The sequence below is a fragment of the Flavonifractor sp. HCP28S3_F3 genome, from assembly GCF_052065355.1.
Classification (GTDB): domain Bacteria; phylum Bacillota; class Clostridia; order Oscillospirales; family Oscillospiraceae; genus Flavonifractor.
The window spans coordinates 1-20,726 of record NZ_JBQHUF010000011.1; the positions used below are offsets into that span (position 1 = coordinate 1).

The 20,726-nt window shown below is 58.6% G+C and carries 17 protein-coding genes; 4 read left to right on the plus strand and 13 right to left on the minus strand.

The features are described 5' to 3' along the window. Nucleotides 1-800 precede the first annotated feature (800 nt). From pfkA to leuC, 8 genes are all read right to left on the minus strand, one after another. Nucleotides 801-1,784, minus strand: a complete 984-nt coding sequence (gene pfkA / locus ACTNB1_RS10325; protein WP_441169262.1) for a 6-phosphofructokinase — start codon at nucleotides 1,782-1,784, stop codon at nucleotides 801-803. Nucleotides 1,785-1,801: 17 nt separating this feature from the next. Next, nucleotides 1,802-3,238 carry an adenylosuccinate lyase gene (gene purB, locus ACTNB1_RS10330; RefSeq protein WP_441169264.1) on the minus strand — a complete coding sequence of 479 codons (1,437 nt, stop codon included), beginning with the start codon at nucleotides 3,236-3,238 and terminating at the stop codon, nucleotides 1,802-1,804. Between the two features lie 166 nt (nucleotides 3,239-3,404). Continuing rightward, nucleotides 3,405-4,595, minus strand: coding sequence for a pyridoxal phosphate-dependent aminotransferase (locus ACTNB1_RS10335; protein WP_441169266.1), 1,191 nt, complete (start codon nucleotides 4,593-4,595; stop codon nucleotides 3,405-3,407). 161 nt (nucleotides 4,596-4,756) lie between these two features. Continuing rightward, entirely contained in the window at nucleotides 4,757-5,338 is a 582-nt protein-coding gene (locus ACTNB1_RS10340; RefSeq protein ID WP_441169268.1) for an ECF transporter S component, read from the minus strand. A gap of 85 nt (nucleotides 5,339-5,423) precedes the next feature. Beyond that, entirely contained in the window at nucleotides 5,424-6,230 is an 807-nt protein-coding gene (locus tag ACTNB1_RS10345) for a type III pantothenate kinase (RefSeq protein ID WP_441169270.1), read from the minus strand. A gap of 88 nt (nucleotides 6,231-6,318) precedes the next feature. Next, nucleotides 6,319-7,395: a 3-isopropylmalate dehydrogenase gene (leuB, locus tag ACTNB1_RS10350; protein ID WP_441169272.1), complete on the minus strand. Its 1,077-nt coding sequence runs from the start codon at nucleotides 7,393-7,395 to the stop codon at nucleotides 6,319-6,321. Further along, a complete protein-coding gene (locus ACTNB1_RS10355; protein WP_441169274.1) occupies nucleotides 7,392-7,877 on the minus strand; it encodes a 3-isopropylmalate dehydratase small subunit in 486 nt (161 codons plus the stop codon). The genes leuB and ACTNB1_RS10355 overlap by 4 nt, the downstream gene beginning before the upstream one ends. A 14-nt stretch (nucleotides 7,878-7,891) precedes the next feature. After that, a complete protein-coding gene (leuC, locus tag ACTNB1_RS10360; protein ID WP_441169276.1) occupies nucleotides 7,892-9,151 on the minus strand; it encodes a 3-isopropylmalate dehydratase large subunit in 1,260 nt (419 codons plus the stop codon). A gap of 99 nt (nucleotides 9,152-9,250) precedes the next feature. Between leuC and ACTNB1_RS10365 the strand changes: the two genes are divergently transcribed. The 4 genes from ACTNB1_RS10365 to ACTNB1_RS10380 all read left to right on the plus strand — a co-directional run bounded on the left by ACTNB1_RS10365 (nucleotide 9,251) and on the right by ACTNB1_RS10380 (nucleotide 13,502). Then, nucleotides 9,251-9,868, plus strand: a complete 618-nt coding sequence (locus ACTNB1_RS10365) for a Crp/Fnr family transcriptional regulator (protein WP_441169278.1) — start codon at nucleotides 9,251-9,253, stop codon at nucleotides 9,866-9,868. Nucleotides 9,869-9,952: 84 nt separating this feature from the next. Next, entirely contained in the window at nucleotides 9,953-10,750 is a 798-nt protein-coding gene (locus tag ACTNB1_RS10370; RefSeq protein ID WP_441169280.1) for an FAD binding domain-containing protein, read from the plus strand. Next, nucleotides 10,747-11,220 (plus strand): (2Fe-2S)-binding protein, encoded by a 474-nt coding sequence (locus ACTNB1_RS10375; RefSeq protein ID WP_441169282.1) that lies wholly within the window; start codon nucleotides 10,747-10,749, stop codon nucleotides 11,218-11,220. Before ACTNB1_RS10370 ends, ACTNB1_RS10375 begins: the two co-directional genes overlap by 4 nt. A 2-nt stretch (nucleotides 11,221-11,222) precedes the next feature. Beyond that, nucleotides 11,223-13,502, plus strand: a complete 2,280-nt coding sequence (locus ACTNB1_RS10380) for a xanthine dehydrogenase family protein molybdopterin-binding subunit (RefSeq protein ID WP_441169441.1) — start codon at nucleotides 11,223-11,225, stop codon at nucleotides 13,500-13,502. Nucleotides 13,503-13,560: 58 nt separating this feature from the next. Here ACTNB1_RS10380 and spoIVA read toward each other — a convergent pair whose 3' ends face one another. The 5 genes from spoIVA to pknB all read right to left on the minus strand — a co-directional run bounded on the left by spoIVA (nucleotide 13,561) and on the right by pknB (nucleotide 20,712). After that, nucleotides 13,561-15,039 (minus strand): stage IV sporulation protein A, encoded by a 1,479-nt coding sequence (gene spoIVA, locus ACTNB1_RS10385; protein WP_441169283.1) that lies wholly within the window; start codon nucleotides 15,037-15,039, stop codon nucleotides 13,561-13,563. Between the two features lie 136 nt (nucleotides 15,040-15,175). After that, on the minus strand, nucleotides 15,176-16,714 hold the full coding sequence (locus ACTNB1_RS10390; protein ID WP_441169285.1) for a DUF3794 and LysM peptidoglycan-binding domain-containing protein: 1,539 nt from the start codon (nucleotides 16,712-16,714) through the stop codon (nucleotides 15,176-15,178). Nucleotides 16,715-17,094: 380 nt separating this feature from the next. Continuing rightward, complete coding sequence (locus ACTNB1_RS10395; protein ID WP_441169287.1) at nucleotides 17,095-17,748, minus strand: thiamine diphosphokinase; 654 nt, start codon at nucleotides 17,746-17,748, stop codon at nucleotides 17,095-17,097. Continuing rightward, nucleotides 17,733-18,614, minus strand: a complete 882-nt coding sequence (gene rsgA, locus ACTNB1_RS10400) for a ribosome small subunit-dependent GTPase A (protein WP_441169289.1) — start codon at nucleotides 18,612-18,614, stop codon at nucleotides 17,733-17,735. Before rsgA ends, ACTNB1_RS10395 begins: the two co-directional genes overlap by 16 nt. Nucleotide 18,615: 1 nt before the next feature. Continuing rightward, complete coding sequence (pknB, locus tag ACTNB1_RS10405; protein ID WP_441169291.1) at nucleotides 18,616-20,712, minus strand: Stk1 family PASTA domain-containing Ser/Thr kinase; 2,097 nt, start codon at nucleotides 20,710-20,712, stop codon at nucleotides 18,616-18,618. Between the last annotated feature and the right edge of the window lie 14 nt (nucleotides 20,713-20,726).

Below are 20,726 nucleotides of genomic sequence, written 5' to 3' on the forward strand. Positions count from 1 at the left end.
CCCCCCCACGCCCCGTCCCCTGCGCGTCCTGCGGGCCGCGCGCGCCGGGTGCGGGGCCTTGGTGGGGTGGGTCGGCCTTGGGCTGCTCCGTGCTCCCTGCGGTCGCCCTGCGCGGCTCTGCGGCCTCCCCGTCCCCCCTTTGGCCCCTCGCGGGTCCCCCCTGCGCTCCACCCCCTGCGGGGGCCGCCCTCCGGGCGTCCGGGCTCCTCCCGCCGGGCGGGGCTGGCCGGGCGCTGCGCGCCCGGCTTTCCGCCTCCGCCCCGCCCGGCGTTGGGAGAGTGCCACCGTCAGGCCAGCCCGGCAAGGGTCAAGCCCGGCGGCCAGAGGCCGCCCTTGCCTGGCCGTCCTGCCTGCGGCATGTGGGCGCTAAGCCCCCAAAAGGGGGCTTGACAAGCTCGAACACTTGTGCTACTATGATGGGGCAGGGGCGTCCCGCTCTCTACCGTCAGCCTTTTGGCTGTCCTTTGGCCGTGGTAGAGGGCGGGCGCTTTTTTCGCCTCCCCCTCCCGTCCCCCTCCGTCCGGAGGGGGAGCGCAGGGGCATGGGGATGCTGCGCATCCCCCGCCATCCGCCACGGGCGGGGACGAGGGGACGAAAAGAGGGGTGCGGCCCTAGTGTCCCCACCCCTCTGGCGTGTCCTGGTCTCCCGTTCGCACTCAACAAAACGGCAGGTTATTTTGTTGAGTTGGTTCTCCAAATTCATAGCCGCTCCCCTGCGGGGTCGGCTCATATGGTTTTGGAGCCGCGGGCTTTACTAAAATCCCAGTAAAGCCCGCGGTATCCATTTGTTCTTATTCTTATTATTGTACGCCAGTCAGTGCACGCATGACTGTGTAAGTCTGCTGATCCAAACCCTTATGCATTTGCAGAGCCTCAGTGATATCGTAATCCACGTAGGACTCACCATCCATAGCCACCACACGGCAGCTCTTGCCCTCAGCCAGCAGCCGGACAGCTTCATAGCCCATGTATGTAGCAGCAATCCGATCGCGCACCGTAGGTGCGCCGCCGCGCTGCACGTGCCCGAGGATCGTCACTCGAGTATCCAGCGCCGTGGCCTCCTTGATTTGCTTGGCCACCTCATAGGCACCACCCTCTACGCCTTCAGCCACAATGATCATGAAATGGGTGCGGCCTGCCAGGCGGGATCTGCGAATGGGCTCCATCAGGTCTTCTTCATAATTGACCTTCTGCTCCGGCACCAGCACAGCCGTAGCGCCGCAAGCCACGCCTACGTTCAACGCCACATGGCCGGCATGACGCCCCATTACCTCTACCACTGAGCAGCGTTCATGGGACTGCATGGTATCTCTCAGCTTATCGATAGAATCCAGTGCGGTGTTGCACGCAGTATCGTAACCGATGGTATAAGTAGAACACGCGATGTCATTGTCGATGGTGCCCGGAATGCCGATCACGCTCAGGCCCTGCTGGGCCAGAGTCAGCAGGCCCCGGAAGGTGCCGTCACCGCCGATACCAACCAGAGCATCCAGACCCAACAGCTTGCAGGTAGCGACAGCCCGCTCCCGTCCCAGCTGAGACTTAAAATCCTCGCTGCGGGCGGAATACAGCATGGTGCCGCCCTTTCTGGACAGACCGCTGACGCTTTCAAAGGTCAGGGGCACAAAATCACCGTTGATCAGGCCGTGGTAACCACGACGGATGCCGATGCACTCGATCCCCATATGCAGAGCTGTGCGGACAACGGACCGAATGGCCGCATTCATGCCGGGGGCATCTCCCCCGCTGGTAAACACACCGATACGGCGAACAGTTTTTTCCATTATGAGACACTCCTCTCTCAAACCTTCAACTCGACGTCCTGCTTTTGCAGAGCCTCAGAGCAGCGCGCCAAAACGGGATACACATCATGCTCCAAAAAGGCCTCCACCTGCTCCGGACAGCGCCCGATATAGCGAGACGGCGTCATATGAGCAGTGAGCTCCTCCCGGGTCATCCCAAACATGGGGTCTTCAGCAATCAGGTCAATGAGGTTGTTGGCCTCTCCCCTGTCCTTCACATTGGCGCCAGCCTGCTGAGAGAGAACCCGAATACGCTCGTGGAGCTGCTGCCGGTCTCCCCCCTTCTTGACGGCATCCATCATGATGTTCTCACTGGCCATAAAGGGCAGCTCCTCCATCACGTGCTTTTCAATGACCTTCTCATGGACCACCAGCCCATTGGCCACGTTTGCGTAAATATTCAGGATGGCATCCACCGCCAAAAACGCCTCGGGAACGGACAGGCGCTTATTGGCGGAATCATCCAGCGTCCGCTCAAACCACTGTGTGGCAGCAGTGACTGCGGGGTTGAGCGCGTCTGCCATCACATATCTCGCCAAAGAGCAGATCCGCTCACAGCGCATGGGATTGCGCTTATAGGGCATGGCAGAAGACCCGATCTGATGGGCCTCAAAGGGCTCCTCCACTTCCTTCAGATTGCACAGCAGACGCATATCAGTGGCAAACTTGCTGGCAGACTGAGCGATTCCAGACAGTGTGGAAAGCACCATATAGTCTGTCTTTCTGGAGTAGGTCTGTCCGGACACCGGAACGGTAGCATCAAAGCCCATCTCGGCAGCAATTTTCCGATCCAGCTCTACACACTTATCGTGGTCGCCGTCGAACAGTTCCAGGAAGCTGGCCTGGGTACCGGTGGTACCCTTGCAGCCCAATAGCTTCAGCGTGGAGATCCGATACTCCACCTCGTGAAGATCCAGCAGCAGATCATTCATCCAAAGGGTGGCACGCTTCCCCACCGTCACCAGCTGAGCAGGCTGAAAATGGGTAAAGCCCAAGGTGGGCAGTGCCTTATAGCGTTCGGCAAATTTCGCCAAATGGCCCAGGACCCGCACCAGCTCGTCCCGCACTAAGCACAGGGCTTCGCGCATCAAAATAACGTCCGTATTGTCGCCTACATAGCAGCTGGTAGCACCCAGGTGGATGATCGGCATGGCCTTGGGACACTGAAGTCCGTAGGCATGGATGTGAGCCATAACATCATGCCGCAATTCCCGCTCAAACTGAGCAGCTTTTTCATAGTCGATATCGTCAATATGGGCCTCCAGCTCCGACACCTGCTCCTGAGTCACCGGCAGGCCCAGCTCCATTTCTGCCCGAGCCAGAGCGATCCACAGCCGCCGCCAGGTAGAAAACTTCTTATCAGGAGAGAAAATATACTGCATCTCATTGCTGGCATAGCGGGAGCAAAGCGGAGATTCGTACTTATTTCTATTCATGAGCACCCTTCTTTTAAGCATAAAATGGCAGTTCATTACTGCGGGTAGTATATCACAAAAGCCCATCTGTCACAAGAGCAAACTTTTTCATAGCCATAACGCCGTATGGCCCGCGGCAGCTGCAGAAATACGGCTGCCGCGGGCCACACTGCACCGCGAAGCAAAATCAATCCGCCAGGAATTTCTCCAAACGGTTCAGTCCCTCCTTGATGTTGTCCAGAGAGGTTGCATAGGACCAGCGGACAAAGTTCGGCGCACCGAAACCGGAACCGGGCACCACGGCTACCAGGCCGTATTTCAGGAAAGCATCGGCAAAGACATCATCATTGGTGATCTCCACGCCGTGGATGGTCTTTCCGATGAGCTGCTCCAGGTTCATCATCACATAGAAAGCGCCTTCCGGCTTAATGCAGCTCACACAGGGAATGGAATTCATCCGCTCCACAATGTAATTGCGGCGCTCCTCAAAGGACTTGCGCATGGCCTCTACCTCGTCCTGGGGGGCATTGAGGGCTACTACAGACGCCTTCTGAGAAATGGCCACAGGCGAGCCGGTAGAGTGGCTGACATAATTGGCCATGATCTTGGCGATCTTGTCGTTGGCGCAGGCGTAGCCGATACGCCAGCCGGTCATGGCATAGGACTTGGACACGCCGTTGATGAGTACTGTCAGTTCCTTAACCTCGGGGCTCAGGGCAGCAAAGCTGGTAAACTCCAGGCCGTCATACACCAGGCCGTAATAAATCTCGTCGGAGATCACATAGATCTCGTTCTTGAGGCATACGTCAGCAATTGCCTGCAGCTCTTCCCTGCTGTACATCATGCCGGTGGGGTTAGAGGGGTTATTGAGAATGATCGCCTTCGTCTTGGGGGTAACGGCAGCCGCCAGCTTCTCAGCGGTAAGCTTAAAGTGCTCAGCCTCAGTGGCAGTGACCACCACCGGCACGCCGCCCACCATGCGGATCAGCTCGATATAGCTCACCCAGTAGGGCGCGGGCAGAATGATCTCGTCGCCCGGGTTCACCATGGCCCGAAGGGCAAGATACACCAGGTGCTTGGCACCGCTGCTGATGACCACCTGGCTGGGCTTGTAGTCCAGACCGCAGTCAGCCTTCATCCGGTCACACACAGCCTGACGCAGCTCCACCGTGCCGGCGGCGGGAGTATAGCGGGTAAAGTTGTTCTGAATGGCCTCAATACCGGCCTGCTTGATAGCGTCAGGGGTGTTGAAATCGGGTTCTCCGGCACCGAAACCAATAACGTCAATGCCGTCGGCCTTCATCTGCTTGAACATGGCGTCAATGGCCATAGTGGTGGATGCCTGAACAGCCTCCGCGATTCTGGACAGCTCTTTCAATGGAATCTCTCCCTTGTACTCAAAGTTCTTGACATATTATATGCGCCGACTTGCAAAAAAGCAAGTGTTTATTTCCAAAACTTCTCGTTTTTTGAATGACGGCGAAATAATTGATGCAAAAACAAGGCGTCCGCCATATTGACGGACGCCTTGAACGTCATTTATGCGTGTTTTCTTGCAGATACCACCCGAACGATTACAGTGCTGAGCACCAGATTAACGGCTAGCTCCACCAGGAAGTTGATGCCGGTAAGGACAAAGATGATGTAGTAAACCACTTCCGTGCCGCCCGCCCATGCGATCAGGATATCATGGAACAGTAGGGTCAGGCAGATGCAGAACAGACCGGTATTCACCACCGGGCTGACAATGCCGGCAACGATAGAACCCAGGAGCGGCTTTCGGGACAGAGCGCGATACACTGCGCCGGCACACAGGCCGGCCAAAATGCCCTTGCCCAAGCAGATGACAGCGGTAAGGAATGGGTTGGCATTCCACAGAACGCTTCCGCCCGGGTCCCAGCCCATGATACAGGCCAGCAGCACCACAAAGCCGAACACACCGCCCAGGTAGGCGCCCGCCTTCGGGCCGAACAGGGCGGCTCCGATAATAATAGGTGCCAATGCCAGCGTAATGGGGAACGGGCCGAACTTGATGAAGGTGGCGACTACCTGCAGGACCGCGACGATAGCCGTCAGCAGAGCCAGCCCCGTCAGGCGTCTGGTTTTCTCGCTTGCTCTCATATGAATGTTACCTCCTGCTGCCGCTCCTCTCCAAGAGGATGCAGCGCATTTTATTTACTCACGGCTTTCGCCATTGAGTACCTTGTTATGTCCGTCTGGGTTTCCGGGTGTTCTTCTGATACAGCAGATAGAGCCCCTTCATGACCAGATCGGCATCATACTGGATCTCGTGCCTGCAATAGCATAAGATCCTGGGTGCGTTTCCACCCGTTGCCACCACTGTCAGCTTCTGACCAATACGCTCCTCGATGCGGTCCAGCATACCGTCCACCATGCTAGCGTGTCCGAACAGAACACCGGAGCGCATGGCCTCCTCGGTGGTACGGCCCAACAGTTCCACCTGGGCGTGTCCCTCGATGGAGATGGGCGGCAGAGCGGCGGCCCGCTCGGACATGGCCTCCAGAGCCAGGGTCAGACCAGGCATGATGATGCAGCCCTCATAGACACTGCCCCGAATCAAGGAGAGCGAAGTGGCTGTTCCCATGTCAATAGCCGCGATGGGGCTCTCATAATCAGCCATCGCCGCCACGGAATAGGCCACGATATCGCTGCCCAGCTGGTCGTGGATCTCGGCCTTGATGTTCAGACCGGTCTTGATTCCAGGCCCCACCACAAGGGGCGGCCGACCTGTCAGACGGCCGATGGTATCCGCAAAAACAGCAGTCAGCGGCGGCACCACGCTGGACAGGATCGCACCTGTCACCTCCCGGACTTCTGCATCATACAGGCGGAATACACCCAGCAGGTCGATGGCGCATTGGTCCCGGGTCTTGCTTCTGGACGTCTCCAAGGTAGAGCGGAACATCAGTTTACCCGCTAAGTCAAACAGGCCTACTGTCGTATTGGAATTTCCAACATCCACCGCAAGGATCATGGCTCCGCTCCCTTTCATTGTCATTATCCTCCGGTATTGTATCAGCTATTCCTTGTACCGTCAAGCGCAGCGGGACAGCCCGGAGGCTGTCCCGCTGTCATTTGATTCAGATCTTGCTGCAGATCAATTCACCCATCTTTTTGGTGCCAATGGGAGTGACACCGGGCTCTGCGATATCAGCGGTACGCCAGCCTTCAGCCAGCACTGCATCCACCGCAGCCTCTACGGCGTCGGCCTCGGCGGCCAGGTGGAAGGAATAGCGGAACATCATGGCTACCGACAGAATCGTAGCGATGGGGTTTGCCTTATCCTGTCCCGCAATATCAGGTGCGGAGCCATGGATCGGCTCATACAGGCCAGGGGCGGTATCGCCGATGGAGGCGGAGGGCAACAGGCCGATAGAGCCAGTAACCATGGAGGCTTCGTCGGACAGGATATCACCGAACATATTTTCGGTAACTACCACGTCGAACTGGCTGGGGTCCCGGACCAGCTGCATGGCACAGTTGTCTACCAGTACATCCTCATACTGAACGTCGGGATACTCTTCCGCCAGACGATGCATGACCGTACGCCACAGGCGGGAGGTCTCCAGTACGTTGGCCTTATCCACGGAGGATACCTTCTTCCGGCGGAGTCTGGCCAGTTCAAAGGCACGGCGGCCGATGCGCTCGATCTCCTTCTCAGAATAGGCCATCCGGTCAGCACATTCCATGCCCCGGTCCTCCGTCTGATACTTCTCACGCTGGCCGAAATAGATGCCGCCGGTAAGCTCCCGTACCATCATCAGGTCAATGCCCTTCTCCGCTGTCTCCTTTTTCAGAGGGCAGGCATCTGCCATGGCCGGCCGAAGCGTGGCGGGGCGCAGGTTGGCATACAGGCCAAGATCCTTGCGAATAGCCAGCAGGGCTGTTTCGGGCCGCTGCTCGGCAGGCTTGTCGGAGCCCCACTTGGGTCCGCCCACGGCACCCAGCAGTACCGCGTCACAGGCCTTGCACTTCTCAGCGGTACCATCGGGGTAGCTCTTCCCCACCGCGTCGGTGGCACAGCCGCCCAGCAGAACATCCTCATAAATAAAGGTATGTCCGAACTTCTTTCCAACGGTATCCAGGACCTTCACGGCCTCCCCCACTACCTCAGGGCCAATGCCGTCGCCCCGGATGAGGGCGATCTTATAATTCATTTCGCCACACCTCGCGCCTTCAGAGAATTGAGCAGGCCGCCAGCCTCAATGATCCGGTCCACAAACTCCGGGAACGGAGCCGCCTGCCAGGACTTGCCCTGGGTCTCGTCCGTGATGACGCCGGAAGCAAAGTCCACGCTCACGGTATCCCCCGCCTGGATGGCGGCAGCGGCCTCAGCGCTTTCCATAATGGGCAGGCCGATGTTGATAGAGTTGCGGTAGAAAATACGGGCAAAGGACGGCGCGATCACACACTTCACACCGCAGGCCTTGATGGCAAGAGGCGCGTGCTCACGGGAGGAGCCGCAGCCGAAATTGCTGCCCGCCACAATGATGTCGCCCTGCTCCACAGTGGAGGCAAAGTCAGCGTCAATATCCTCCATGCAGTGGGAGGCCAGAGATTTCTCGTCGGGGGCATTGAGATACCGGGCGGGGATGATCACGTCGGTATCCACGTTGTCGCCGTATTTATAAACTTTCATGCCTAAAACCTCCCTTACAGCTTCCGGGGATCGGCCACGCAGCCTGCCACAGCGGAGGCAGCGGCAACGGCGGGATTGGCCAGGATGATCTCGGAGGACACGGGGCCCATGCGGCCCACGAAATTGCGGTTGGTGGTAGAAATGGCCCGCTCGTTATCGGAGAGCACGCCCATATGGCCGCCCAGGCAGGGGCCACAGGTGGGGGTGGACACGGCGCAGCCCGCCTCGATGAAGATCTGGATCAAGCCCTCTGCCATGGCGTCCAGCGTAATCTGCTGGGTGGCAGGAATGACGATGCACCGTACATTGTCGGCTACCTTCCGGCCCTTCAGGATAGCCGCGGCCTGCCGCAGGTCCTCCAGACGTCCGTTGGTGCAGGAGCCGATGACCACCTGGTCAATATGGGTACCCTCTACCTGGTCGATGGTACGGGTATTGGAAGGCAGATGGGGCAGGGCCACCGTGGGCTGGAGGGTGTTCAGGTCGATGACCACCTCGCTGTCATACTCTGCGTCGGGATCGGCCTCCACAGCCTCCCAGGGGCGGTTCACCCGGCCATCCAGATAGGCACGGGTCTTGTCATCCACCGGGAAGATGCCATTCTTAGCACCCGCCTCGATGGCCATGTTGGCGATGGTGAAGCGGTCATCCATGGACAGCTCCCCCACCCCTTCCCCGGCAAACTCCAGGGATTTGTACAGAGCACCGTCCACGCCGATTTGACCGATCAGATGGAGGATCACGTCCTTGCCGGACACGCAGGGCTGGAGCTTGCCGGTAAGGGTAACCTTGATGGCAGCAGGCACCTTGAACCAGGCAAGGCCGGTGGCCATACCGGCGGCCATATCGGTAGAACCCACGCCGGTGGAGAACATGCCCACTGCGCCGTAAGTACAGGTATGGGAGTCTGCGCCGATCATGCACTCGCCAGGAGCAGTCAGGCCCTTTTCCGGCAGCAGAGCGTGCTCCACGCCCATGCAGCCTACATCATAGAAGTGGGTGATGCTGAAGCGCTTGGCAAACTCTCTGGCCTGAGCGCACAGCTGAGCGGATTTGATATCCTTGCAGGGCGTGGAGTGATCCAGCACCAGGGCGATCTTATCCTTATCAAATACCTGGGTCAGCCCAGCCTTGTTAAATTCCGTAATTGCCACCGGAGCGGTAATATCGTTGCCCAACACCAGATCCAGCTTGGCCTCCACCAGTTGGCCGGGTACAACGTGGTCCAGGCCGGCGTGCTTGGCCAGGATCTTCTGCGTCATGGTCATTCCCATGGTTGGGTGCCTCCTTCTTTTTTAGTTGAGAGCATGATATCACAGGGGGTTGTCAAAAGAATGTAAACCATGCTACAATTATTGTGGGAGGCGAAGGCCATGCTGCGCAATATCTGGACCCCGCTGGCGGATGGCCAGCCGATCCAGCACAAGGAGCCCGGACAGCTGATCTACTTACAGGACACCCGGGCGGAATGCTTTTACTACATTGTATCAGGTACAGTAAAATGCTTTATCAGTTCGCCCGAAGGAGACGAGCGAATCCTCACCCTACCTCACGCAGGAGAACTGATTGGCGAGGCTGCATTTTTTGACCAGCAGCCCCGGGTCTCTTCCGCCATGGCAGTGACGAGGTGCGAACTGGTGGCGGTAGACCGTCAGCGGTTGGAGCAAGTATTCGCGGCTCACCCTGGTTTGGCTATCGCTATGCTGGAAGATCTGGCTCGCCGGGTACGCATGCTCTCGGAGCATGTGGACGGTGAATTTCTTCAGGCGGACAAGCGGATCGCCAGGCATCTGCTGTCCCTGATCCCGGAAGCCGACGGACGGCTGCGCTGTACCCACGAGGAGATCGGTGCCTCCGTGGGAGTAAGCCGTGTCACAGTTAGCCGGGTTCTGAGTGACTTTGATCGAAAAGGGTGGGTAAAAACCGGCTATAAGAGCCTGCACCTGTTGGATCGTCTTGCGCTGGAAGCGTTTCTGGATGAACGATTTTAATCTGTACTTTTTTCCAGAAAGCAGATATAATATTTCCGCTAAAAAAGAAGAATACCCGCGCATTGTGGGGGAGGTTCGAAAAATTTGTATACCATAAAGAGCTATGTGTTCCCAGAATCCCTGGAAGAAGCTAATGAGCTGCTCCAGCGGGATTGCCGCAACAGTGCCGTACTGGGCGGCTGCTGCTGGCTGAAAATGGGCCGCCGTCGTATCCGCTGGGCCATCGACCTGACCCGGCTTGGGCTGGATCAGATCGAGGTAAAGGATGGCTGGTTGGAGCTGGGGGCGTCGGTCACCCTCCATCAGCTGGAAACCCACCCCGCCGTCACGTCCCGCTTTGACGGCATTCTGGGAAAAAGCGTCTCCCACATCGTGGGCGTTCCCTTCCGTAACTGTGCCACTGTGGGCGGCTCGGTCTTTTCCCGGTTCGGCTTTTCCGACCTGACCTGCGCTCTGCTGGCTCTTGACGCCACCGTAGTACTCTACCGGGGCGGTGAGATGCCTCTGGCCCAGTTCATGGACGCACCCATCTCTTTTGATGACATTCTGCTGAAGGTACGCATCAAAGATGACGGCCGCCGTGCCGCCTACCAGAGCGTCCGCCGCTCCTCCACCGACTTCCCCACCCTGGCTGCTGCCGTAAGCTGCCTGGATGGTCAGTGGACTGTGTCGGTGGGAGCCCGCCCTGCCCGTGCCGTGCGCTCGGAGGAAGCCGCCCGTTGTCTGAACGATGGGCTGGGCGCTGCCGCCGCCGGACAGGCTGCCGCCGAGGAGTTGACCTACGGCACCGACCTGCGGGCGGGCGCCGACTACCGCAGGAAGCTGGCCGCCGTTCTGGTACGCCGGGCGGCTGAGCAGTGCATGGAGGAGAACAAGGGATGAAAGTCAAGATCACTGTCAACGGGATGCTGTACAACAAGCATATCCCCAACGATATGATGCTGCTGGAGTTTCTGCGCAAGTACGGCTATGTCAGCGTGAAGCGGGGCTGCGACACCAGCAACTGCGGCTTGTGTACCGTATGGGTGGAGGGCAAGCCGGTACTGTCCTGCTCCTACCCGGCAGCCCGGGCCGACGGCAAAAATGTTACCACCTTGGAGGGCGTAAAGGACGAGGCCGCTTCCTTTGGCCGCTATATGACCGCTCAGGGCGCTGAGCAGTGCGGCTACTGCAGCCCCGGTTTTATCATGGCTGTGCTGGCCATGCGGCGGGAGCTCACTGACCCCACCGAGGAGGAAATCTCCAACTATCTGGCAGGTAACCTGTGCCGCTGCTCCGGCTACGCCGGACAGACCCGCGCCCTGCGGGCCTGGCTCCATGATAAGCCCTGGGAAAAGGAGGGGCAGGTATGAATCTGAAATTTGTCAATCAGCCCATTCCCAAACTGGACGGTGCCGCTCTCACCGGCGGAAAGGGCGTATATACAGAGGACATGGTGCCCCGCGACTGCCTGGTGGTGCAGGTGCTGCGCAGTCCCCACGCCTTTGCCCGCATCAGGTCAATCCGCAAGGATGCTGCCAGCCGGGTACCCGGCATCGCCTGCATCCTGACCTGGGAGGATGTACCCCAGATCCGCTATACCCTGGCTGGCCAGTCCTACCCGGAGCCCTCTCCCTACGACCGCTATATCCTGGAGCGTACCGTCCGCTATGTGGGTGACCCTGTTGCCATCGTAGCCGGCCGTGACAAGGATTGCGTGGCCAAGGCCATGCGGATGATCCAGGTAAAGTACGACCTGCTGGAGCCGGTGCTGGACTTTGAGCAGGCTCTGGACAACCCAACGGTGATCCACCCGGAGGAGGACTACTTCCACCACTTCGACATCGGCGGCGATCCCAAACGCAATCTGGTGTCCAGCGGCTGTGACGCCTGCGGCGACGTGGAGGCCGCGATGGCTGCCTGCGATGTAGTGGTGGAGGGCATCTACTACACCAAGGCCAACGCCCAGGCTATGATGGAGACCTTCCGCACCTATACTTACCTGGACCATAACCGGAGGCTCAACGTGGTTTCCTCCACCCAGGTACCCTTCCATTGTCGCCGTACCATCGCCCACGCTCTGGGCCTGCCTAAGAGCATGGTGCGTGTTGTGAAGCCTCGGATCGGCGGCGGCTTTGGCGCCAAGCAGACCCTGGTCAGCGAACTCTTCCCCGCTCTGGTCACCCTGCGCACTGGCAAGCCCGCCAAAATTGTGTACACCCGGAAGGAATCCTTCCAGGCCTCCAACAGCCGCCACCAGATGCGGGTTCATGTCAAGGTGGGTGCTATGAAGGACGGTACCATCAAGGCGGTGGACATGCATGCCTTGTCCAACGCCGGCGCCTACGGTGAGCACGCCTCCACCACCATCGGTCTGGTGGGTCACAAGAGCATCCCGCTCTATGCCCGGCAGGCTGATTTCCGTTTCTCCTGGGAAGTGGTGTATACCAACACCATGGCCGCCGGCGCCTTCCGCGGCTACGGCGCCACTCAGGGCTGCTTTGCCATGGAATCCGCCATCAACGAGCTGTCGGAGAAGCTGAATATGGATCCGGCCCAACTGCGGCTTATGAACCTGCCCCACGTGGGAGAGAAAATGCCCGCCTATTATGATGAGCCCCTCACCAGCTGTTCCCTGCCCCAGTGCATCGCACGCGGCATGGAGATGATCGGCTGGAAGGAGAAATACCCCTGTGTCAAGGTGGATGACCACCGGGTACGGGGGCTGGGTATGGCGGTGACCATGCAGGGCTCCGGTATCTCTGCTGTCGACACCGCCTCAGTGACCATCAAGCTCAACGATGACGGCTACTACACCCTGATGATCGGCGCCACCGACATGGGTACCGGCTGCGATACCATTCTGGCCCAGATGGCCGCTGAGATCCTCAACTGCCCCATGGAACGCATCACCGTGGACGGGGTGGATACCGACCACTCCCCCTTTGATACCGGCTCCTACGCCTCCAGTACCACCTATGTTACAGGAACGGCAGTGGTAAAGGCCTGCACCGAGCTGAGCGAAAAAATTGCCGCCGAAGGAGCACGCCGCTTGAACATCCACCCCGAGCGGGCGGAGTTTGACGGCGACAAGGTGTATGACCGCACAAACCCCGAAACCTCTATCACCCTGAACCAGTTGGCCCAGGCTTTGGTGGTGGGCGAAGGCACGCAGTGGCTCACCGCCACCGCCAGCCACTGCAGCCCCACCTCTCCTCCCCCCTTCATGGTCGGCTTTGCCGAGGTAGAGGTGGATCTGGAGACCGGCGAAAGCAAGGTGGTGGACTACGTTGGCGTAGTGGACTGCGGAACCGTAGTCAACAAGAATCTGGCCCGGGTACAGGCCGAGGGCGGTATTGCTCAGGGCATCGGCATGGCTTTGCTGGAGGACGTCAACTACGATCCCAAAGGTCAGATGGTCAACTCCACCTTCATGACCTACAAGATCCCCTGCCGCACTGATCTGCCCGAGATCCGGGTGGACTTTGAGGAGAGCTATGAGCCCAACGGTCCCTTCGGCGCCAAGTCTATCGGTGAGGTAGTCATCAACACGCCCTCCCCTGCTATTGCCCACGCCATATACAATGCCACCGGCGTGCGGGTGCGTTCCCTTCCTATTACAGCGGAGAAAATCCTGATGGGGCGGGAAGTGTGACCCTTCCCACTATTTAAGTAAAAAATGGACGCTGCTCAAGCAGCGTCCATTTCTTTTTTTACAGGATAATACAGATCAGGCCGCCGGAACCCTCGTTGATGATGCGCTGTAAGGTCTCCTGCAATTTTGCACGCGCGTCGTCCGGCATCCGCTTGAGCTTGCCGTTCAGATCCTCACTGACCAGTTCGTGGAAGGACTTTCCGAAAATGTTGGACTGCCAGATAGCCTTGGTATCCCCCTCAAACTCCTGGAGCAGGAAATTGACCATCTCCTCGCTCTGCTTTTCATTGCCCACAATGGGAGATACCTCGGTCTCGATGTCCGCCCGGATCATGTGGATGGAGGGCGCCGAAGCCTTCAGACGCACGCCGTAGCGTCCTCCCTGCTTGACGATCTCCGGCTCTTCCAACACCAGTTCATCGGTGCTGGGCACCACAATGCCGTAACCGGTGGCCTTGACCTCCTCCAACGCGCCGGCCACCTTGTCATACTCCGACTTCACGTGGGAGAGCTGGCTCAGCAGCTCCAACAGGTCCCCATCGTCATGTACCGTAAACCCAGACTGTTGAGACAGGGTATCATAAAACAGTTCCCGGGGCAGATCCAGGCGGGCGGCGGACAATCCGGTCCCCAGACTGATGGAGGTGATAACGGCGCTGCTTACACAATCACAGCTGCCGATGGTCTCCACGGTCTTCTCCACGTCCCGGATCCGGCGCATGCCAGCCGCTCCCTCACGGATAGCGGTGTACAGACCGTTCTTAATGGGATGGTCATAGGGCAGGGCATCCACCCAAGGGGGCAGGAACAGGTCCAGCTCCTTCACCGGGAACTCATAAAGAACCCCCTTGATGATCTGGGTCACCGCTTCCTCGTCCAGCTGGAGACAGTCGGCGCACACCACTGTCACATCGTATCGGGAAGCCAGGTCGGCCCGGATGGCCTTGGCCCGGTCAGAGTCCGGATAGGCGGAGTTGAGCACCACCAGGAAGGGCTTTCCCAGCTCCTTCAGCTCCTGAATCACCCGCTCCTCCGCCTCCAGGTAGTCCTCCCGGGGGATGTCAGTGATGGTACCGTCAGTGGTGACCACGATGCCGATGGTGGAGTGCTCGGCGATCACCTTCCGGGTACCGATCTCAGCAGCCTCCGTCATGGGGATCTCGTAGTCGAACCAGGGGGTAGTGACCATGCGGGGCGCGTCGTCCTCCATAGCGCCTACGGCGCCCGGTACCAGGTAGCCTACACAGTCGATGAGCCGAACGGAAAAGGAGGCTCCGTTCTCCATGTCGATCCGGACTGCTTCCTCCGGGACGAACTTGGGCTCCGCAGTCATCACGGTACGGCCGGAGCCGCTTTGAGGCAGTTCGTCTCTGGCCCGCTCCTTCCGGTACACATTATCGATGCTGGGGATGACCATGGTCTCCATGAATCGTTTGATAAATGTGGATTTTCCCGTCCGCACCGGCCCCACCACGCCGATATAGATATCCCCCTCGGTACGCAGGGCGATATCCTCATAGAGCTTGCGTTGTTCCACTGGCAATTCCTCCTTCGGCCCCGTAAGCCGGTCGTTTTCTCTACATAGGTATGGGGATAAGCCATAAAATATGCGTCCGCATGGTCAAAAGTCAAAAGGGACCTCCGGGCAAATGCCCGGAGGTCCCTTTGTGATCTCAGCGCTTCCGCGGAATGAGCAGCAGTCTGCCCCCCACCGGCATATCCTCTTCCAAACCGTTGGCCTGAACGATATCCCCCGCTGTGGTGCCGTAGGACTTGGCGATATCCCACAGCCGTTCTCCCGGCCCCACCATGCGCAGCACAATGGATGGGCGCTGGCTGTGGTCCAGGGGCTCCGTCTCCTCCATGGTGATGCCGCAGATCCCCGGCACGGTGCGGGACGCCACAGCCATGTAGCGGAAGCTCACCGGGAAGCGCACCTCCAGCCCACCGGCGGCTGCCGCCGCAAATACCGGAGCTGTGCAGGAACAGTCACAGCTGCACCGGGCATATTCAGGCAGTTCCAAAGTACAGGACACCGGAAGAGTCCGGGTGACCGATCCCATATCTCCCTCATCCGTCTGGTAAAGGGCAGTGACATTGATCTGCGCGGTAACGGTCACCCGCTCTCCATCCCTGCTCTGGGTGAGGGCACCGACACTGGCATAAGCATCGGCAGCATCTTTCAGCAGCGCCCCCGTCTCCAACACCTCCCGAACGGTGATCTCTTTCTCTCCCTTGTCCATCAGGCGGTCCAGGGTGTAATCCCTGTGCTCGGCGGTCATGGGATACAGGGTGGAGTATGCATCGGTCAGCATATGCACAGTCCGGCCTTCCCGAATCACCGCCTGGGCCAACAATCCCAGAGAGACGCTGAACATCCGCCCATCTCCCCCGTCCATGGTGCAGTCCAGGTCGGTCAGGATCACCCGCACGTCACAGCTGGCATCCTCTCCTGCTCCGCTGACCTCCATGATCTGGGAGAACGGCAGTTCAAATTCTGCGGTGAACAAACCACCGTCCCCGCCCCGGCAGAGCAGCTGAAGCTGGGTGTCTCCCTTAAAAATCAACTTATTTCCGATTACCTTGGCCTCGCTGCAGTGGACATAAGCCCGGCTCTTCAGCAGTTCCTCCGCCTCCGGCTTCCCGCTGGAAAGAGTCAGATCATCTGAGAATGTAAAGCTTTTTTCCTGCACACAGACTGTGGCATAAGCATCATACTGTTCAGACAGTTGCTCCACACCGAAGCGCTCCCGGTCTGGCACACCGCTGCACACGGACATGCTGACAGGGCAGAACACCTGAATATCCGCCGCCAGGCTGACTCGCACCAGCACCTTTCTTGGGTTCAGCAGCCTGGCATCTGCGGACTGCACCCTGGGCAGGGCAGTCACCAGACAGGCAGGCGTGATGGATGGCGCGTCGGCGGTACAGGTAAACGGCAGAGATACCTCCATACGCCGCAGACCCTCCCCACCGTCAGGGCAGTAAAGCAAGACCGCCCGCACCGTGCCGGACAGCTCCACCCGCCCCTCCTGGGGCTCCTTCCCCGCCAGGCACACCGTTCCCTCTACGTCACAGATCCGCAGAATGTCCGGGCAGGCGTCCGGCACGATGGCCTCTAAAGTCTCTTCACGGCAAACCGTGGTCTCCAGTATGGTGTCACAGCCGTTCAGCTCGGTTCGTTCCAGTTCCAGTTCCAGTTCCAGCTCCATATTGTTCCACTCCTTGTATGGTCTGATACAGTCTTGCTACCAGACTATATGTCCAAGAAGGGTCCGGTATGCCTCACCCGCGGATGCCGAAAATGGTCTTCAGAATCCCTCGCAGGGCTTTTGGAGATTTTACCACCACGATCTTCATCCCATTGCCTCCCTATCACGCAAAATTCGTTCGAGCCAGTCCTTGCCCCGGTAGCCCGCCCAGGCGCCTGCGCCGAAGGCGGCCAGGCAGAGCGGATGGAACAGCAGGATCGCTCCCGCTGCGCAGACCGCCGTTGCGCTTAGTCTCTTTCTGCCTTTTGACGTCATAAAAGCCGCCCCCCTTTCACTGGTTCTGACCCAGTATACGCAGGGAGCGGCTTTTGTGTTCAATATCAGATTTTTTCTTCCCGCTGGCTCCGGATTAACAGCGCCCGGCCATGAGAAATGGTGATCTCCATCATCTGATGTCCGGGCTCATTGCTGACCGACAGGGTATCGCCCCGGACCAACTCCGCCTGCTGAAGCGGGTATTTCATTCCCTTCAGTGTAACGCCGGATACCCTTCGATCCAGCGGCACCAGAGAGAGATAGTGGTAATGGGGCTCATCCTCGATCTGGAACGTGCCAGGAGATAGCAGGCGCACCTCATTGTCCTCGTCCACGATCATGCCGTCCCCGCCGCGGTCCGCCAGCCACTCCAGCAAAAGCAGGTTGGAGGCTGTGTGATCCAGCCGCCCGCCGGTACAACCGCAAAGCAGCAGCCGGGAGATCCCCATGGACAAGGCCTGGTCCATAGCCGCCTGAAGGTCCGTCATATCCTTCTCCACCGGCAAAGTTACGCAGGGCACATCCAGCTCCGGGCGGTCGCCGGAATCCCAATCTCCGATCAGAAAATCCGGTTCCAGACCGGCAGCACATGCGTTGGCATAGCCACCATCGGCGCAGAACACAGTCCAGTGTCCTTTCTCCAGGTAAGGCTTCAGGAAGGCGCCGTTCTTCCACGGCGCCGCCCCTATAATCAGTCCCTGTTTCATTTCCGCTGCCATTCCGGCACTTCCTTTGCCTGTTCATACAGCCGCACATAGCTGGCGTGACGGCTCTTGGGAATCAGGCCGGCCTTAACCGCTTCAAGAACTGCACAGCCTTTTTCCTTTACATGGGCGCATCCGGTAAACCGACACTTACCCAGATAGGGCTCAAACTCACGAAAGGTGTGCTCCAGTTCTTCCGGCCGACGCAGCTCCATCTCCTCGGTATCGAAGGAGGAGAATCCGGGCGTATCCGCCACAATGGCACCATTGTCCAGCCGGAAAAGCTCCACATGTCGAGTGGTATGCCTGCCACGCCCCAGTTTATCCGATACCTCTCCCACCTGGATACGGAAATCCGGCTGGAGAGCATTCAGAATGCTGGATTTCCCAACGCCAGAATTCCCCGTAAAGGCTGACACCTTTCCAGCTATCAGGCGGCTCAGTTCCGCGATGCCTTCTCCCGTCTCCGCGCTCACCCGCAGAGTGGTAAAACCTGCCTGTACGTAGGTCTGATACAATTCCTCCGCCACGTCCAGGTCACACTTGTTCAGGACGATAATACTGTCGCAGTCCCGTCCTTCGGCGATGGAGACCACCCGGTCAATGAGAAACGGATCAGTCACTGGGATGGCCCCGGAGGCAACCACCACCAGTTGGTCGATGTTGGCTACCGCGGGGCGCTGAAATTGATTCTTTCTGGGGAGGATCGCATCCAGAATGCCGCTCTCTCCCTCCAGAGGCGTAAAGGACACCCGGTCTCCTACCAGCGGAGTCAGCTTCTGGTGGCGGAACTTGCCCCGGCCCCGGCAGGCGACCAAGTGTCCGTCTCCGCTGTCTACATAGTAGAAGCCGCTAAGGGCTTTTAAAATGACGCCTTCCATATCAGTTGAAATTTACGGCCCTGCTCCAGGCCTCGGCCCCGTCAAAATACACGGTGACATTCTGGGTCCCGCTGCCTTTCAGCTGAACCATCACCATCTGCATTTGAGTCTCTACTACGTCGTCGTACTGTACCTCTCCGTCTACAGCGACTACCACCTGTACAGACTCCCGACTATCCCGAGGGAGATCCACGCGGACAGAAATGGTGTTTTCTGTTGCTGTACCGCCGCCCGGAGTGGGTGCAGGAGTGCTGCTGGTCTCGGGAGTGGGTGTGGTTGTGGGCTCTGTGGTTGCGTTGGGATCAGGTCCCTTGCTCACCCGGAAACTGATGGAAGAACCCTTCTCCACTGAAACGCCGTTGTCGATACTTTGCCAGGTAATGATGCCGGGTTCCTTATCACTGTACTCCTCAGTGACGCTGGACACCACCAGCTCCAGATTTTCCTCGGCCTTCTGCCGCGCCTCTTCCTCGGTCATACCAACGAAGGTGATTACAGTGACCATTTCGGTCTTCTTTCCATCGCTGACCACCAGTTCCACACTCTCCACCTCGTCCAGAGGCGTCTTAGGCGCAGGATCCTGAGAGATCACATAGTCCTTGTTTACATCATCGTCATTTTCCCGCCGGATAGTCAGGTTCCCGGCAGCTTCGGAGAAGCCCAGCTTTGCCAGACGGCTTACCGCGATGCGGTAGTCCAGGTTCTCCACGTCCGGCATCTCTTCCCCTTCCTCATCAGCCAGGCTGCCGTCGCTGATATCTACCGTAATAGTGGCGCCGGCAGAGGCGTTGAGCCCGTTCTTCGGTGTCTGGTTGACGATATACCCCTCAGGCAGGTCGCTGGCCACCGTGTTGCCCTGTACGATCTGGAACTGGGCCTCTATCACTTCATTCATGGCCTGTGCCTCTTCAATGGTCTTATTATAGAGGTTGGGCACGCTGTAGGTCGTATCACCGGTAACACCGAGGCCGCTGAAGAAAGAGACAAACAGGAATACGCCGATACCTACCAAAAAGATGGCAACAGCCGCAATGGCCAGGATAATGGGCAGTTTGCTGCCATGGTCGGAGTAATCGTCGTAGTCATCGTCCCGCTCCGGCCTGCTCTGCCGCTTGCGCGGACGGGGCTCCGCCTCCTCGGAGACATATTTGGCGGTATGCGCCGGCTGAGGACGTACACTGTGGGGAGTATTGGCGCCCAGCACCTGAGTGGGCTCGTCCCCATCCGTCACCAGTAAGTCCGCTGAAGTATAGTCAAAATTGATGCTGGGGTTCTTACGGAATTCTTCCAGGTCAGCCAGCATGGCGTCGGCGGAGATATAACGCTGATTCACGTCGGAAGCCATGGCCTTCATAGTGATGGCCTCCAGAGCTTCCGGAATCTCCGGGTCGATCTCCCGGGGTGAGAGCGGGATGGAATTGATGTGCTGGATAGCTACAGCCACAGGGGAATCGCCCTCGTAAGGCAGCCGCCCGGTAATCATTTCGTAGAGCACTACACCGGCGGAATAGATGTCGCTGCGGGCATCAATATGGCTGCCTCGTGCCTGCTCGGGCGAAATATAGTGAACGGAGCCTAAAGCCTCCTGGGTCAAAGTAGCCTGGGCAGCAGAGGTAAGCCGGGCGATGCCGAAATCAGCCACCTTCAGACTGCCATCCCGCAGAACCATCACATTATGGGGCTTAATGTCCCGGTGAATGATTCCACGGCTGTGCGCATGGGACAGAGCCTTCATGATCTGGGTAATGAAATGGAGCGCCTCCCGCCAGGCCAGCTTGCCGCCCTTCTTCTGCATGTACTGCTTCAGGGTAATGCCGTCCAGCAGTTCCATTACAATATAATCCAGCTCCGGCGTGTGGGACACGTCGTACACGGCCATGATATTGGGATGGGAGAGCATAGCCACAGCCTGGGACTCATCGTGGAACCGGCGGCGGAACTCCGCATCCTGAGCTAGCTCCTCTTTCAGGATCTTGATAGCTACCAGGCGGTTGAGCCGGTGATCTCTGCCTTTGAATACCACCGCCATACCACCGATGCCGATGCGCTCCAGGATTTCATATCGGTTGTCGAGTAATTTCCCTATGTACTGATCCATAGTTCATTACCCCC

Excerpts from the sequence above, each read along its gene's own strand:
- rsgA (WP_441169289.1), bottom strand. The coding sequence starts at position 18,614 with ATGGAAGGCGTCATTTTAAAAGCCCTTAGCGGCTTCTACTATGTAGAC.
- pknB (WP_441169291.1), bottom strand. The coding sequence starts at position 20,712 with ATGGATCAGTACATAGGGAAATTACTCGACAACCGATATGAAATCCTG.
- leuC (WP_441169276.1), bottom strand. The coding sequence starts at position 9,151 with ATGGGAATGACCATGACGCAGAAGATCCTGGCCAAGCACGCCGGCCTG.
- ACTNB1_RS10355 (WP_441169274.1), bottom strand. The coding sequence starts at position 7,877 with ATGAAAGTTTATAAATACGGCGACAACGTGGATACCGACGTGATCATC.
- ACTNB1_RS10375 (WP_441169282.1), top strand. The coding sequence starts at position 10,747 with ATGAAAGTCAAGATCACTGTCAACGGGATGCTGTACAACAAGCATATC.
- ACTNB1_RS10345 (WP_441169270.1), bottom strand. The coding sequence starts at position 6,230 with ATGAAAGGGAGCGGAGCCATGATCCTTGCGGTGGATGTTGGAAATTCC.
- leuB (WP_441169272.1), bottom strand. The coding sequence starts at position 7,395 with ATGAATTATAAGATCGCCCTCATCCGGGGCGACGGCATTGGCCCTGAG.
- ACTNB1_RS10365 (WP_441169278.1), top strand. The coding sequence starts at position 9,251 with ATGCTGCGCAATATCTGGACCCCGCTGGCGGATGGCCAGCCGATCCAG.
- ACTNB1_RS10390 (WP_441169285.1), bottom strand. The coding sequence starts at position 16,714 with ATGGAGCTGGAACTGGAACTGGAACTGGAACGAACCGAGCTGAACGGC.
- pfkA (WP_441169262.1), bottom strand. The coding sequence starts at position 1,784 with ATGGAAAAAACTGTTCGCCGTATCGGTGTGTTTACCAGCGGGGGAGAT.
- ACTNB1_RS10395 (WP_441169287.1), bottom strand. The coding sequence starts at position 17,748 with ATGGCAGCGGAAATGAAACAGGGACTGATTATAGGGGCGGCGCCGTGG.
- ACTNB1_RS10340 (WP_441169268.1), bottom strand. The coding sequence starts at position 5,338 with ATGAGAGCAAGCGAGAAAACCAGACGCCTGACGGGGCTGGCTCTGCTG.
- purB (WP_441169264.1), bottom strand. The coding sequence starts at position 3,238 with ATGAATAGAAATAAGTACGAATCTCCGCTTTGCTCCCGCTATGCCAGC.